This is a genomic window from Streptomyces sp. NBC_01478 (assembly GCF_036227225.1).
GTDB lineage: Bacteria > Actinomycetota > Actinomycetes > Streptomycetales > Streptomycetaceae > Streptomyces.
The window spans coordinates 2,928,787-2,942,344 of sequence record NZ_CP109444.1 but is presented as its reverse complement, the minus strand read 5'-3'; the positions used below and the strand labels follow the sequence as shown (position 1 = coordinate 2,942,344).

Sequence of the window (13,558 nt, the reverse complement as noted above, 5' to 3'; positions counted from 1 at the left end):
TCAGTGAGTGACAAGGGCGGGACCCAGCACCTGGGGTCCCGCCCTTTCGTGTCTCCGGTGTTGACGGCCGCGTCTCAGACGTCCAGCGCGCGCAGCACCAACCCCGACGCCGGCTTAGGGCCGAACGACGTCGACTTGCGGGGCATCGTGACGCCCTGGCGGGCCAGGTCGCGGACGACCTCCTCGCGGACGGGGTGCATCAACACGGCCGTACCGCCGTCGCGTTCGGCCTTGCGGACCGTGGCGGCGGTGTCGTGGATGTAGGCGATGCGGGCCGGGTCATCCTCGGGGATGAGCCAGACGTGGTCCAGGAGGGTGGCGTGCAGGACCGTGGCGTCCAGGGTGCGCCAGGCGGCGGGGCGGTCGGCGGGGATCGTACGGGCCAGGAGGTCCGGGTCCGGGTGGTCGACCAGGTGGAAGGCGCCGTCGCCGGCGAGGAGGAAGGCGTTGCCCGCGCAGGCCGCGTCGGCCAGGACCTCCAGCGCTTCGGGGAGGGGAACTTCCAGACGTCGTACGCGGAAGAGGCCGTCCAGCGACGACAGCGCGTCGGCCACCGGGAGCCCGTGCAGAAGGCGGTGGATCGCGCGGACGCGGAGCGGGTAGCGGGCCGTGTCGACGAGGAGGACCAGACCGTAGTCCCAGGGGCTGGGGGAGGGGTGCTCCGCGCGTAGACGTCGGTAGGTAGCCCAGCGGTGGTGGCCGTCGGCGATCAGGGCCTGGTGGTGGGCGAGGTCCGTCTGGATGCGGGCCAGGTCGGTGGGGTCGGTGACCGACCAGAGGCGGTGGCTGTAGCCGTCCTCCGTAGTGGTCGAGAGCAGGGCGGGGTGCTCCGCGATGCGCTCGACGATCGTCGTCGTGTCGGCCGGTGAGCCGTTGCCCCGGTAGGTCAGGAGCAGGGGTTCCAGGTTCGCGGAGGTGGCGCGCATGAGGGCCGCGCGGTCCGCGACCACGTGCGGCATGACGTCCTCGTGCGGTAGGACCACGCCCTCCGACGGGTCGGACAGGCGCAGCGCGCCGATGACGCCGCGTTGCAACAGGCCGTTGCCGTCGCTCTGTTCGTAGACGTACAGGCCGGGCTCGGGGTCGGTGGTGAGGACTCCCTCGGAGAGCCAGCGGTGCAGGGTGTCGGCGGCCTGTTCGTTGCGGGCACTGGGGGTGACGGCCTGCGGGAGGATCAGGCGGACGATGTTGTGCGGGTCGGCGTCCTGGAGGTGGTGCAGACCGTCGGGGCGTACGACGACGTCGTACGGTGGGGACGTCACGGCGGCCAGGCTGCCGACCAGGTCGGGGTCGTAGCGAAGGCCTCGGAACGGGGTGAGTTCCAGGCCTCGGCGCTCCGTTGCTTCCGAGTGACCTGCGGTGTTCATCCCGGCATCGTACGTGTGTCAGTGGCGTGCGGGATGATCGGGTGAAAGCGATCGAACGAGGAGCGATGTGGAATGAGCCAGAGCGTCAGGACGAGTCCCGAGGGCAGTGGCCGGGCCCTGAGCGAGGCGTACGACACGGCGCTGCTCGACCTCGACGGGGTGGTGTACGCGGGGGGCAACGCGATCGCTCACGCGGTCGACTCGCTCGCCACCGCGCGCGCGGGCGGGATGCGGCTCGCCTATGTCACCAACAACGCGCTGCGGACGCCGGACGCGGTGGCCGAGCATCTCACCGAGCTGGGGATACCGACGGGGGCCGATGACGTCATCACCTCCGCGCAGGCCGTCGCCCGGCTGATCAGTGAGCAGGTGCCGGCGGGTGCCCGGGTGCTGGTGATCGGTGGGGAGGGGCTGAGGGTCGCGCTGCGCGAGCGCGGGCTCGAGCCCGTCGACTCGGCCGAGGACGATCCGGTGGCGGTCGTGCAGGGGTACGGCGGGCCCGACCTGGCGTGGGGGCGGTTCGCGGAGGCCTGTTACGCGATCGCGCGCGGGGTGCCGTGGTTCGCGTCCAACACCGATCTGACGATCCCGAGCGCGCGCGGCATCGCACCGGGCAACGGCGCGGCGGTGGAGGTCGTACGGATAGCGACCGGGGCCGAGCCGCAGGTGGCGGGCAAGCCGTTGCCGCCGATGCACAAGGAGACGATCCTGCGGACGGGCGCCGAGCGGCCGTTGGTCGTGGGGGACCGGCTGGACACGGACATCGAGGGGGCGTTCAACGGGGATGTCGATTCGCTGCTCGTCCTGACGGGCGTGACCGACGGCGCGCAGTTGCTCGCCGCGCCGCCGCAGCACCGGCCGACGTACGTCGACGCCGATCTGCGGGGCATGCTCACCGGGCAGCCCGAGGTCACCGGGGCGGGAGACGGCTTCCGATGCGGGGGTTGGACCGCGACGGCGGGCGGCGAGCGGCTGGAACTCGACGGTGAGGGCGAGTCTTTGGACGGGCTCAGAGCGCTCTGCGCGGCGGCCTGGACGGCGGCGGGGGACGGCTCCTGCGGGCTGGACGGGGAGAAGGCGCTGGCGCGACTGGGGCTGTGAGAGGGACACACCTTCCGGGCGGAATGCGAGGGTAGGCTAACCTAACCTCGTGTTGGTCGACAGTCCCCCAGAACAGCGCGCGGAGACCGCCCCCGCGCCCCCAACCCGCCGGGCGATACGTGTCCTTGGGCTCTTCGCCTCCGTGGTGCTCCTGGTGCTCGTCGCCCTGGCGAGCATCGCGATCGGCGCGAAATCGCTGCCGTTGGGGGATGTCTGGCACGGCCTGTTCCATGACTCGGGGACGTACGCGGACGTCGTGGTCGGCGACCGGATCTCCCGTACGGTCCTCGGGCTGCTCGCCGGTGCCGCGCTCGGGCTGTCCGGCGCCGTCCTCCAGGCGCTCACCCGCAACCCGCTTGCGGACCCCGGGCTGCTCGGCATCAACGCCGGTGCCTCGGCCGCGGTCGTCACCGCCATCACGTATTTCGGTGTCACCTCGCTGAGCGGCTACGTCTGGTTCGCGTTCGCGGGCGCGGCCGTCGTCGGCGCGCTGGTCTGGTTCCTGGGCGGCAGCCGGGGTGCCACCCCCGTGCGCCTGGCGCTCGCCGGCACCGCGATCAGTGCCGCGCTCTACGGCTATCTCCAGGCCGTCATGATCATGGACGACGCGGCGCTCTCCAAAATGCGCTTCTGGACGGTCGGTTCACTGGCCTCGGCCACCGGCTCGACGATCACGCAGGTCGCGCCGTTCCTCGCGGTCGGCACGGTGATCTCCCTGCTGCTCGCGCGGCCGTTGAACGCGGTGGCGATGGGCGACGACACCGCCCGCGCCCTCGGCGCCAACCTCAACCGGACCCGGGCGCTCGCCATGCTCTCCGCGACCGTGCTGTGCGGCGCGGCGACCGCCGCCTGCGGCCCGATCGTGTTCGTCGGCCTGATGGTGCCGCACGTGGTGCGCTCCTTCACCGGCCCCGACCTGCGCTGGATCCTGCCGTACGCCACGATCCTGTCGCCCGTGCTGCTGCTCGGGGCCGACGTGCTCGGCCGGCTGATCGCGCGGCCCGCGGAGCTTCAGGTCGGCATCGTCACCGCGGTCATCGGCGGCCCGGTCTTCATCTATCTCGTGCGGCGCCGAAGGACGACTCAGCTATGAACCTCTCTCGTACGACGGCGGAGGACGGCCCGGCTGCGCGGGCTCCCCGTATGCGGGCCTCCCGTGCCCAGGCCGTACGGACCGGTGGCCTCTCCCTCCGCTTCGACCTTCGCGCCTTCGCGGTCGTCGTCCTCCTCCTGGTCTGCGCGCTCGCGGCGAGTGTCGTGCTCATCGGTACCGGTGACTTCCCGATCCCGGCCGGGGACGTCCTCAAGACGCTGTTCGGGGGCGGTAACGCCGGTCAGGAGTTCATCGTCAACGAACTGCGGCTGCCGCGCGTCCTCGTCGGGCTGCTGGTAGGTGCCTCGCTCGGGCTCGGGGGTGCGCTGTTCCAGTCCATCTCCCGTAATCCGCTGGGGAGTCCGGACGTGCTCGGCCTCTCGCAGGGGTCGACAGCCGGGGCGCTCGTCATGATCGTGCTGTTCTCCGGCAGCGCGACCGCCGTCACCCTCGGGGCGCTCGCCGGAGGTCTGGTGACCGGGGCCGCGATCTACCTGCTCGCCTGGAAGCAGGGGGTGCACGGGTACCGGCTCGTCCTGGTCGGCATCGGCGTCTCCGCCGTCGTCACCGCCGTCAACGGCTATCTGCTCACCAAGGCCGACCTCGTCGACGCGGCCCGCGCGGTCGTGTGGATGACCGGTTCCCTCAACGGCCGTGACTGGACCCAGGTCTGGCCGCTGCTCGGCCTGTGCGCCGTACTGCTGCCGCTCGTCCTCGCCAACGCGCGCGGGCTGCGGATGATGGAGATGGGCGACGACGTGTCGTACGCCCTCGGGGTGCGCGTCGAGCGCGTGCGGCTGCTGCTGATGGTGGCCGCCGTGCTGCTCACCGCCGCGGCGACCGCCGCCGCGGGACCCGTCGGCTTCGTCGCCCTCACGGCGCCGCAGCTCGCCCGGCGGCTGACCCGCTCGCCGGGTCCGAACCTGGTGCCCTCGCTGTGCATGGGCGCCACCCTGCTGGTCACCGCCGACTGGGCCTCCCAACAAGCGTTCGGCGCCGACCAGTTGCCCGTGGGCGTGGTCACCGGAGTCCTCGGCGGGGTCTACCTGCTGTGGCTCCTGGTCACCGAGCGCAAGGCGGGCCGGATATGAGCAACCAGAGCAACCAGCGCGGCCTCAGCAGCGGGCTGAACAATCGAAGGAGCACCGTGAACCGCCTGTCCGCCGACAACGTCACCCTCGCCTACGACCAGCGCGTCATCGCACGCGAGCTGTCGGTGGAGATCCCCGACAACTCCTTCACGGTGATCGTCGGCCCGAACGCGTGCGGCAAGTCCACGCTGCTGCGCGCCCTGTCACGGATGCTGAAGCCGAGCGAGGGCCGGGTGCTGCTCGACGGGCAGGTCATCCAGTCGATGCCCGCGAAGAAGGTCGCGCGCACCCTGGGTCTGCTGCCGCAGTCGTCCATCGCGCCCGACGGGATCACCGTCGGCGACCTCGTGGGCCGCGGCCGGTACCCGCACCAGGGCATCCTGCGCCAGTGGTCCCAGGAGGACGAGCGGGTCGTACAGGAGTCGATGGCGCAGACCGGTGTCGCCGAGCTCGCCGATCGCTATGTCGACGAACTGTCCGGCGGACAACGGCAACGGGTGTGGATCGCGATGGCGCTCGCCCAGCAGACGCCCCTGCTGCTCCTCGACGAGCCGACCACCTATCTGGACATCCAGCACCAGATCGACGTCCTCGACCTCTGCGCCGAGCTGCACGAGGAGCAGGGCCGCACGCTGGTCGCGGTGCTGCACGACCTCAACCACGCGGCCCGGTACGCCACTCACCTCATCGCGCTGCGGGAGGGCTCGGTCATCGCGCAGGGCGCGCCGGGCGACATCGTCACGGCCGAACTGGTCGAGGAGGTCTTCGGGCTGCGCTGCCAGGTCATCGACGACCCGGAGACGGGGACACCGCTGGTGGTGCCGGCCGCGCGCAAGGCACGCGCGCGTGCGGTCGCCGCGGAAGCTTCCTGAGCGGTCGCCTCAGCGGCTTCCTGAAGCGACTACAGAAGCTTCCTGAGGCGGAACAGGTCGAACACGTTGGCCTCCAGCTTCACCCGGCCCGAGCCCCAGGCCTTCGCGAAGTTCAGGCCGCCGTTGACCATGGCCACCAGGTCGTCGCCCGCCATGGTCAGCCTGATCTGGGCCTTCTCCGCCGGAAGACCCTGCACGGTCTCGTCGACCACGATGCGACCGCCGGTGAGCCGGCCGACGAACGTGACGTCGAGGTCGGTGATCCGGCAGCTCACCGAACGGTCCATGGCCGCTGCGGCGCGGACATTCCCATCGGCCTGCTGCATGTTGTCCGAGAGCTTCTCGAGTGCGACGCGGCACTCTTCGATCGTTGCCATCGTGATCGACGGTACCCCAGGCCGTCGGGGTAGCGTCTGGGCATGAGCGACTCAGTTCCCGAGGCCGACGGAGTACCCGAGGCCGAGGCAGTACCGGAGGCGGAGCCCGCGTACGACCCCGCCGCCCCCGCGCCCCTGACCGTGGACCGCACCCCGAGCGGCAGCGCCGACGTCGACGCCCAGCTCGGGCGGCTGGCGGACACCGACCACCTCGCCACGGACGGACATGTCGAGGTGTACGAGGATGTACACCGGGGGCTGCGCGACGCGCTCACCGCGCTCGACGCCCGCCCGGGACCTCCGGCGCCCCCATCGTCGTACCAAAACAGGAGCTGAACCGAACGTGGCAGGAGTGGCACGCCGACGTCTCGACGCCGAGCTGGTCCGACGGAAGCTCGCGCGCTCGCGGGAGCACGCGAGCCAGTTGATCGCCGCCGGCCGGGTCACCGTGGGCAGGACCGTCGCGACCAAGCCGGCCACCCAGGTGGAGACCGCGGCCGCCATCGTCGTCGTAGCGGACGACGACGACCCCGACTACGTGTCGCGCGGTGGCCACAAGCTCGCGGGTGCGCTGGAGGTCTTCGTGCCGCGGGGGCTCGTGGTCGAGGGGCGGCGGGCGTTGGACGCCGGCGCGTCCACCGGAGGCTTCACCGATGTGCTGCTGCGGGCGGGTGCCACGCAGGTCGTCGCGGTGGACGTCGGGTACGGGCAACTCGCGTGGTCTCTGCAGAGCGATGAACGCGTCACCGTCAAGGACCGTACGAACGTACGCGAGTTGACGCTTGAAGCGATCGATGGGGAGCCTGTGGATCTAGTCGTGGGGGATCTGTCCTTCATCCCGCTCGGGCTGGTGCTGCCCGCCCTGGCGCGGTGCACGAAGCCGGACGCGGACCTGGTGATGATGGTCAAGCCGCAGTTCGAGGTGGGGAAGGAACGGCTGGGGAGCGGGGGCGTCGTGCGCAGCCCCGAGCTACGGGCCGAGGCCGTGCGCGGTGTCGCCCGCCGGGCGGCCGAGTTGGGGCTCGGGGTGGAGGGCGTCACCGCCAGCCCGCTGCCCGGGCCCTCCGGGAATGTCGAGTACTTTCTGTGGCTGCGGGCCGGCGCACCCGAACTGGACCCGGCCGATGTTGACCGTGCAGTGGCGGAGGGGCCGCGTTGACACAGAACCGAGCTCGTACTGTTTTCCTGCTCGCGCACACGGGGCGGCCTGCGGCCATCCGGAGTGCCGAACTGGTCGTCAAGGGGCTGCTCCAGTCCGGTATCGGAGTGCGCGTCCTCGAGTACGAGGCACGTGACCTGCCGTTGCCCGACGAGGTGGAGACGGTCACCGAAGCCACCCCGCAGTGCCTTGAGGGCTGCGAGCTGCTCATCGTCCTCGGCGGTGACGGCACGCTGCTGCGCGGCGCGGAGTTCGCGCGGGCGTCCGGGGTGCCGATGCTCGGCGTCAACCTCGGCAGCGTGGGGTTCCTCGCGGAGGCCGAGCGGGACGATCTCGACAAGGTCGTGGACCGGGTGGTCACGCGGGCCTACGAGGTCGAGGAGCGGATGACCGTCGATGTCGTCGTTCACAAGAACGGGAACATCGTGCATACGGACTGGGCGTTGAACGAGGCGGCGGTGCAGAAGGCCGGCGCGGAGAAGTTGCTCGAAGTCGTGCTGGAGATCGACGGGCGGCCGGTCACGGGGTTCGGGTGTGACGGGATCGTTTGTGCGACTCCTACGGGGTCTACGGCGTATGCGTTCTCGGCTGGTGGGCCTGTGGTGTGGCCCGAGGTCGAGGCGTTGCTGATGGTGCCTATCAGTGCGCACGCCTTGTTCGCGAAGCCGTTGGTTACCTCGCCGGATTCTGTGCTTGCCGTTGAGGTGTTGCCGCACATCCCCCCGGGGGTTTTGTGGTGTGACGGTCGGCGGACTGTCGAGTTGCCGGCCGGAGCGAGGGTTGAGGTTCGGCGGGGGGCTGTTCCTGTGCGGCTTGCTCGGCTGCACCATGCGTCGTTCACCGATCGGCTTGTTGCCAAGTTCGCTCTGCCTGTTTCGGGGTGGCGGGGGGCTCCTCAGTAGGTGCGGGCCGGTGGGGGTTGAGCGCGCAGTTCCCCGCGCCCCTTCGGGGCGCTTCCCTCGCGTGGGTGACAGGGCGCCTCGCGCTTCTCCCTCCCTACCTCGTAAGGTCTTCACCGTGCTGGAAGAGATGCGGATACGGTCGCTCGGAGTCATTGACGATGCTGTCGTCGAACTGTCGCCGGGGTTCACCGCTGTCACGGGTGAGACCGGTGCGGGCAAGACCATGGTCGTCACCAGTCTCGGGCTGTTGCTCGGGGGGCGGGCGGACCCGGCGCTGGTGCGGATCGGGGCCAAGAACGCGGTGGTGGAGGGGCGGATCTCCGTGCCTCCGGGGGGCTCTGCCGTGCTGCGGGCCGAGGAGGCCGGTGCCGAGCTGGACGACGGGACGCTGCTCATCAGCCGTACCGTTTCCGCCGAAGGGCGGTCCCGGGCGCACCTGGGCGGGCGGTCCGTGCCGGTGGGGGTGCTCGCGGAGTTGGCGGACGAGCTGGTCGCCGTGCACGGGCAGACCGATCAGCAGGGGTTGCTGAAGCAGTCCCGGCAGCGGCAGGCGCTCGACCGGTATGCCGGGGACGCCGTCACCGGGCCGTTGGTCAAGTACGGCGAGGCGTATCGGCGGCTGCGGGCCGTCGCCGTCGAGCTGGACGAGATCACCACGCGCGCGCGTGAGCGGGCCCAGGAAGCCGACATGCTGCGGTACGGGCTCGACGAGATCGCCGGCGTGGAGCCGCGCGCCGGGGAGGACGTGGAGCTCGCCGCCGAGGCCGAGCGGCTCGGGCACGCGGAGGCGTTGGCGTCCGCGGCGACGGTCGCTCATGCCGCGCTCGCCGGTAATCCCGAGGACCCCGAGGGCATCGACGCCGCGACCCTTGTCGCGGGGGCGCAGCGGGCCCTGGAGGCCGTACGGTCGCACGACTCGGCGCTGGCCTCGCTCACCGACCGGATCGGTGAGATCGGCATTCTGCTGGGCGATGTGGCGGGGGAGTTGGCGGGTTACGCCGACGACCTGGACGCCGATCCGCTGCGGCTCGCCGCCGTCGAGGAGCGGCGGGCCGCCCTCAACGCGCTCACCCGGAAGTACGGGCAGGACATCGCGGCCGTGCTCGCGTACGCCGAGCAGGGGGCCACGCGGCTGACCGAACTCGACGGCGACGACGAGCGGATCGACGAGCTCACCGCCGAGCGGGACGCGCTGCGGGGTGAACTGGGCGGCCTTGCACAGGCGTTGACCGATGCGCGGACCGAGGCCGCCGCGCGGTTCGCCGCTGCCGTCACCGCTGAGCTGGCGTCCCTCGCGATGCCGCACGCGCGCGTGTCGTTCGAGATCCGGCAGGCCGAGGACCCGGAGGGCGTCGAGGTCGGGGGGCGTGCGGTCGCCTACGGGCCGTCGGGCGTCGACGAGGTCGAGCTGCTGCTCGCCCCGCACCCCGGTGCTCCGCCGCGGCCCATCGCCAAGGGCGCGTCCGGCGGTGAGCTGTCGCGCGTGATGCTCGCCGTGGAGGTCGTGTTCGCGGGGACCGATCCCGTGCCGACGTATCTCTTCGACGAGGTCGACGCCGGTGTCGGCGGCAAGGCGGCGGTGGAGATCGGGCGGCGGCTCGCCAAGCTCGCGAAGACCGCTCAGGTCGTCGTCGTGACCCACCTGCCTCAGGTGGCAGCCTTCGCCGACCGGCAGTTGCTGGTCGAGAAGACCAACGACGGGTCCGTGACCCGGTCCGGCGTGAAGGTCCTCGAAGGCGAGGACCGCGTACGGGAGTTGTCCCGGATGCTGGCCGGCCAGGAGGACTCGGAGACGGCCCGCGCGCACGCGGAGGAGTTGTTGGCGACGGCGCGCGCGGACGGCTAGCGCGCTCCGCGTACGGTGGCCGGATGACCGTACGTACGTCTTGAACCGCCTCTCTCGTCCTCGCCGCCGCCGTCACCCGGACGACCCTGGTCGCCTTGCGCGGCAAGGGACTTGGGGGCGGGTGGGAGCGGGAGAACCACGCCGGCCGGACCGTCGACCTGTACGCGGCCCCGGCCGTCGTCGCCGGAACTGCCCTCGCCGCCGCGCGAGTTCGCCCGGCCGCCGGGTTCGCGGTCCTGGTGGCGGGGGCGTGCGGCGGGTACGACGACGTGGCCGGCGCGGGTGATCCACGGCGGGGTTTCCGGGCGCATCTCTCCGCCCTCCGGGAGGGTGAAGTCACCAGCGGGGCAGTCAAGTTGTTCGGTGTCTCGGCGGCGGGGCTGGTCGCCGGGGCGCTGCTCAAGGAGCGGCCTGTCGACAAGGTGCTCGCGGGTGTGGTGATCGCCGGTGCGGCCCACTTCGTCAACCTCGTGGACCTACGCCCCGGCCGGGCCGCCGGTGCCGTCCTCCCGGACGACCTCGGGGAGCGGACGATGCTGGGCGACGCGGGGGCGCACGCCCTAGGTGCGGTGCTGGGTGCGGCTGTCGTCGCGGGATGGGGGTCCCCCCGCTCGAGCGAAGCCGAGAGTGGGGGAGGGCGGGCCGGGCTGGTGGCGCACGCCGCCGCAGTGATCGCCGCGGCCGTGTACGGCGACCAGGTGAGCGAGTTCGCACGCTCGGTGTGAAGGAGGCGTACGCCTTCACTCGTACGGGTGACATGCCCCGCCCGTGTTGCCCTCCCGCACGGCCCCCACCCCCTGCGGCGTTGTCGGAACACCCGTACGTGCTGGCATCCTTGAGACGGAACGCGTAGGAAGCGTGCGGTACACCCCCTCCGCCCGATCCTTCTGTACTTTCTTCGTGACCGCCCGTCGCCGAACCAGGAGCCCCGGCCACGTGACCCCCGTGAGCAGCCACTCACCGCACGGCCAGTCGCCGCTGCGCACCGTGCAGGTGCTCGGCGGAGGCGACGCCGCCAGCAGCGCACATGTGCGCTCCCTGGCCTCCGGGCTCGTCGCACGGGGCGTGCGGGTGACGGTGTGCGCCCCCACCGAGGCCGATCACACCTACGACTTCACGGGCGCCGGCGCCGAACACGTGCACGTGCCGCGCAGCAGCGACCCCGCGTCCGTGGCGGCGCTGCGGGCCGCCTGCGCGGACGCCGACCTGGTGCACGCGCACGGGCTGCACGCCTCCTTCCGCGCCGTCCTCGCGCTCAGCGGCCGCCGCACCCCGCTCGTCGTGACGTGGCACAACCGCGCCCATGCGGAAGGCGCGCGGGCCCACCTGCTGCGGCTGCTGGAGCGGCGGGTCGTGAAGGCCGCCGTCGTCGTCCTCGGGGCGACGTCCGATCTGGTCGACCGGGCGCGGCGGACGGGCGCCCGGGACGCCCGGCTCGCCGCCGTCGCCCTGCCGGGGCCGCGCCGCGCCGCCGTGGACCACGAGGACCCCGACCGGCTGAGCCCCAAGCTCCGGGCCGAACTCGGCGCCACCGACCGCCCGTTGCTCATCGCCGTCGGCTCGCTCGACCGGCAGCGGGGCTACGACACACTCCTGGACGCCTCACGCGGCTGGTGTCGCCTCGACCCGGCGCCGCTGCTCGTGATCGCGGGAGAGGGGCCGCTGCGGGGCGAGTTGCAGCGGCGGATCGACGACGAGGAGCTGCCGGTCCGGCTCATCGGCCGGCGCGACGATGTCGGCGAACTCCTCGCCGCCGCCGATCTCGCACTCCTGCCCAGCAGTTGGGAGTCCCGCTCGGTGATCGCCCAGGAGGCCCTCCACGCCCGTGTGCCGCTCGTCGCGACCGCGGTCGGCGGCATCCCCGAACTCGTCGGCGACGCCGCCGCACTCGTGCCCTACGGCGACGCGAAGGCCCTCGCCGACGCCGTCACCGGACTGCTCCGTGACCCCGAACGCCGGGAACTGCTGCGGGAGAAGGGCGCCCGGCAGGCCGCCACCTGGCCCACCGAGGACGAGACCGTCGCCCAAGTGCTGAGCGTCTACGACGAGTTGACCCAGCCCCTGCCGCTGACCTGAGCGGGACCGCTACGGCACGAGCCTGCGGGCCCGCAGCGCCAGGCTCAACGCCAGTACCGTCTGCGGGTCTTCGAGGTCCGTGCCGAGCAACTCCCCGATCCGGGCGAGCCGGTTGTAGAGGGTCTGCCGGTTGAGATGCAGTTCGCGGGCCGTCTCCGCCTTGCGGCCCGCGTGCGCCAAGTACGTTTCCAGCGTGGGCAGCAGGGGCGGTTTCGAGCGGTTGTCGTGGTCGCGGAGCGGGCCGATCGCGCGGTCCACGAACGCCGCGAGGTCGGGATGGTCGCGCAGCCGCCACAGCAGCAGCTCGATGTCCAGGCGCCGGGCGTCGTACCAGGGGCGGTCGGACAGGCCCTGGGCCGCCGTCGCCGTCTCGGCCGCGTGCCGCAGTCCCGCCGACGCCGCCGCCCAGCCGCCGGCCACCCCGACGACCACGATCGGCGGCTGCGCGCCCGGCCGCTGCATCCCGGCCCGCTCCACGCCCGCCCGCAGCGCCGCCGCGACCCGGTCCGCGACGGCCGACCGCTCCGACTCCGAGCGCAGCCCGAGCAGCAGCGGGACCCGGCCCTCGACCGGTCGTACGCCCAGCAGGACCGGGACACCCACCGAGGCCAGCTCCTCGGCGACCGCGCGGGCCAGGACCGCCCAGCCGCCGCCGGGGGAGGCCAGCGCGTCGCCCAGCCGCATCACCACCGGCAGCAGCGGGCTGGTGCCGGGCTTGAAGCCCAGCACGCGGGCCTGCGCCGGGGCGTCCTCGGCGGCGATACGGCCCTCGGCGAGGTCGGTGAGGAAGTCGCCACGTCCGCGGGCCGCCAGCTCCTCCTCCTGGCGGGCCTGCATCAGGACCACGGCGAGGATGCCGGCGGCCCGTTCGGCGGCGATGCGGTGCACGGGGGCGAGGGGACCGCGGACCGGGAGGAGGACGATCCGCGCCCGCACCGAACCCGTGCCGGGACCGCCGCCGGGCACGTCCACCACCACCGAACCGGCGGACGGCGAGGCCTCCTTGTGCGGGCCGCGCAGCCCCTCCCACACCTGGAGCGGGTCGGCGCCCTCGGGGCCGGACCCCGCCGCGTAGAGGAGTTGGCCGTCCGGGGTCTCCAGGAACACCGGGTTGCCGCTGAAGTCGGCCAGGATGCCCAGGACTTGGGGGATGCCACCGCCGCCGAGCAGAGCCTCCGTGCAGCGGCGGTGGACCTCCTCGGCCTGCTGGAGCAGCGCGTAGTGGCCGTTGACGATCTCGGTGTGGATCTCCTCGGTGACCGCCACGAACGGCACCTCGCGGTGCAACTGGACGAGGGGGAGGCCGGTCGCCCGGGCCGTCTCGACGAGGGTGGCGGGGAGCCGGGTGAAGCGCGGGCCGAGTTCGACGACCAGGGCCGCGATGCCGCGCTCGGCCAGGGTGCGGACGAACGCGCGCTGCTCCGCCGGGCGCGTGCCGAGGCCGTAGCCCGTGGTCAGGAGCAGTTCGCCGCCCTTGAGGAGGGAGGCGATGTTCGGGACCTCGCCCGCGTGCACCCACCGCACGGTCCGTTGCAGCCGGTCGGCGCCCGCCAGGATCTCCGGCAGCCCGCTGCGCAGCCCGGGCAGCTCCAGCGCCCGCTGAACGGTGATGCCGGCGCCCTGGCTGTCGAATGTGCTGTCCGTACGGCTGTCCATGAGGCGGACGCTACCTGC

13 protein-coding genes are annotated in these 13,558 nt (G+C 72.4%); 10 read left to right on the top strand and 3 right to left on the bottom strand.

What is annotated here, in order from left to right; translation table 11 throughout:
• Positions 1-74 precede the first annotated feature (74 nt).
• Positions 75-1,367 (bottom strand): DUF1015 domain-containing protein, encoded by a 1,293-nt coding sequence (locus OG223_RS13200; protein ID WP_329246938.1) that lies wholly within the window; start codon positions 1,365-1,367, stop codon positions 75-77.
• Positions 1,368-1,439: 72 nt separating this feature from the next.
• On the opposite strand from OG223_RS13200, the gene OG223_RS13195 reads away from it, so the two are divergent.
• Genes OG223_RS13195 through OG223_RS13180 form a run of 4 tightly spaced genes read left to right on the top strand, consistent with a single transcriptional unit; the run spans position 1,440 to position 5,524 of the window.
• Complete coding sequence (locus OG223_RS13195; RefSeq protein WP_329246935.1) at positions 1,440-2,468, top strand: HAD hydrolase-like protein; 1,029 nt, start codon at positions 1,440-1,442, stop codon at positions 2,466-2,468.
• Positions 2,469-2,517: 49 nt separating this feature from the next.
• Positions 2,518-3,561, top strand: coding sequence for a FecCD family ABC transporter permease (locus OG223_RS13190; RefSeq protein ID WP_329246933.1), 1,044 nt, complete (start codon positions 2,518-2,520; stop codon positions 3,559-3,561).
• A 50-nt stretch (positions 3,562-3,611) separates the two neighbouring features.
• Entirely contained in the window at positions 3,612-4,652 is a 1,041-nt protein-coding gene (locus OG223_RS13185; protein ID WP_329265258.1) for a FecCD family ABC transporter permease, read from the top strand.
• Positions 4,649-5,524: an ABC transporter ATP-binding protein gene (locus tag OG223_RS13180; protein WP_329246931.1), complete on the top strand. Its 876-nt coding sequence runs from the start codon at positions 4,649-4,651 to the stop codon at positions 5,522-5,524. The genes OG223_RS13185 and OG223_RS13180 overlap by 4 nt, the downstream gene beginning before the upstream one ends.
• Positions 5,525-5,553: 29 nt before the next feature.
• On the opposite strand, the gene OG223_RS13175 is transcribed toward OG223_RS13180, so the two are convergent.
• Entirely contained in the window at positions 5,554-5,901 is a 348-nt protein-coding gene (locus tag OG223_RS13175; protein WP_329246928.1) for an SCP2 sterol-binding domain-containing protein, read from the bottom strand.
• A gap of 42 nt (positions 5,902-5,943) precedes the next feature.
• Between OG223_RS13175 and OG223_RS13170 the strand changes: the two genes are divergently transcribed.
• The 6 genes from OG223_RS13170 to OG223_RS13145 all read left to right on the top strand — a co-directional run bounded on the left by OG223_RS13170 (position 5,944) and on the right by OG223_RS13145 (position 11,884).
• On the top strand, positions 5,944-6,237 hold the full coding sequence (locus tag OG223_RS13170) for a hypothetical protein (RefSeq protein WP_329246925.1): 294 nt from the start codon (positions 5,944-5,946) through the stop codon (positions 6,235-6,237).
• A gap of 7 nt (positions 6,238-6,244) precedes the next feature.
• Positions 6,245-7,060 carry a TlyA family RNA methyltransferase gene (locus OG223_RS13165; protein WP_329246922.1) on the top strand — a complete coding sequence of 272 codons (816 nt, stop codon included), beginning with the start codon at positions 6,245-6,247 and terminating at the stop codon, positions 7,058-7,060.
• Entirely contained in the window at positions 7,057-7,962 is a 906-nt protein-coding gene (locus tag OG223_RS13160) for an NAD kinase (RefSeq protein WP_019059337.1), read from the top strand. The genes OG223_RS13165 and OG223_RS13160 overlap by 4 nt, the downstream gene beginning before the upstream one ends.
• Positions 7,963-8,089: 127 nt before the next feature.
• Positions 8,090-9,808 carry a DNA repair protein RecN gene (recN, locus tag OG223_RS13155; protein ID WP_329265256.1) on the top strand — a complete coding sequence of 573 codons (1,719 nt, stop codon included), beginning with the start codon at positions 8,090-8,092 and terminating at the stop codon, positions 9,806-9,808.
• A 95-nt stretch (positions 9,809-9,903) separates the two neighbouring features.
• Positions 9,904-10,533, top strand: coding sequence for a hypothetical protein (locus tag OG223_RS13150; protein WP_329246917.1), 630 nt, complete (start codon positions 9,904-9,906; stop codon positions 10,531-10,533).
• Positions 10,534-10,744: 211 nt separating this feature from the next.
• Entirely contained in the window at positions 10,745-11,884 is a 1,140-nt protein-coding gene (locus OG223_RS13145) for a glycosyltransferase family 4 protein (protein WP_329246914.1), read from the top strand.
• 9 nt (positions 11,885-11,893) lie between these two features.
• On the opposite strand, the gene OG223_RS13140 is transcribed toward OG223_RS13145, so the two are convergent.
• Entirely contained in the window at positions 11,894-13,540 is a 1,647-nt protein-coding gene (locus OG223_RS13140) for a PucR family transcriptional regulator (protein WP_329246911.1), read from the bottom strand.
• Positions 13,541-13,558: the final 18 nt, after the last annotated feature.

Bases quoted from the DNA above. Each gene is read 5' to 3' on its own strand.
- OG223_RS13175 (WP_329246928.1), bottom strand. From the start codon at position 5,901: ATGGCAACGATCGAAGAGTGCCGCGTCGCACTCGAGAAGCTCTCGGAC.
- OG223_RS13180 (WP_329246931.1), top strand. From the start codon at position 4,649: ATGAGCAACCAGAGCAACCAGCGCGGCCTCAGCAGCGGGCTGAACAAT.
- OG223_RS13195 (WP_329246935.1), top strand. From the start codon at position 1,440: ATGAGCCAGAGCGTCAGGACGAGTCCCGAGGGCAGTGGCCGGGCCCTG.
- OG223_RS13140 (WP_329246911.1), bottom strand. From the start codon at position 13,540: ATGGACAGCCGTACGGACAGCACATTCGACAGCCAGGGCGCCGGCATC.
- OG223_RS13170 (WP_329246925.1), top strand. From the start codon at position 5,944: ATGAGCGACTCAGTTCCCGAGGCCGACGGAGTACCCGAGGCCGAGGCA.
- recN (WP_329265256.1), top strand. From the start codon at position 8,090: ATGCGGATACGGTCGCTCGGAGTCATTGACGATGCTGTCGTCGAACTG.
- OG223_RS13185 (WP_329265258.1), top strand. From the start codon at position 3,612: ATGCGGGCCTCCCGTGCCCAGGCCGTACGGACCGGTGGCCTCTCCCTC.
- OG223_RS13200 (WP_329246938.1), bottom strand. From the start codon at position 1,367: ATGAACACCGCAGGTCACTCGGAAGCAACGGAGCGCCGAGGCCTGGAA.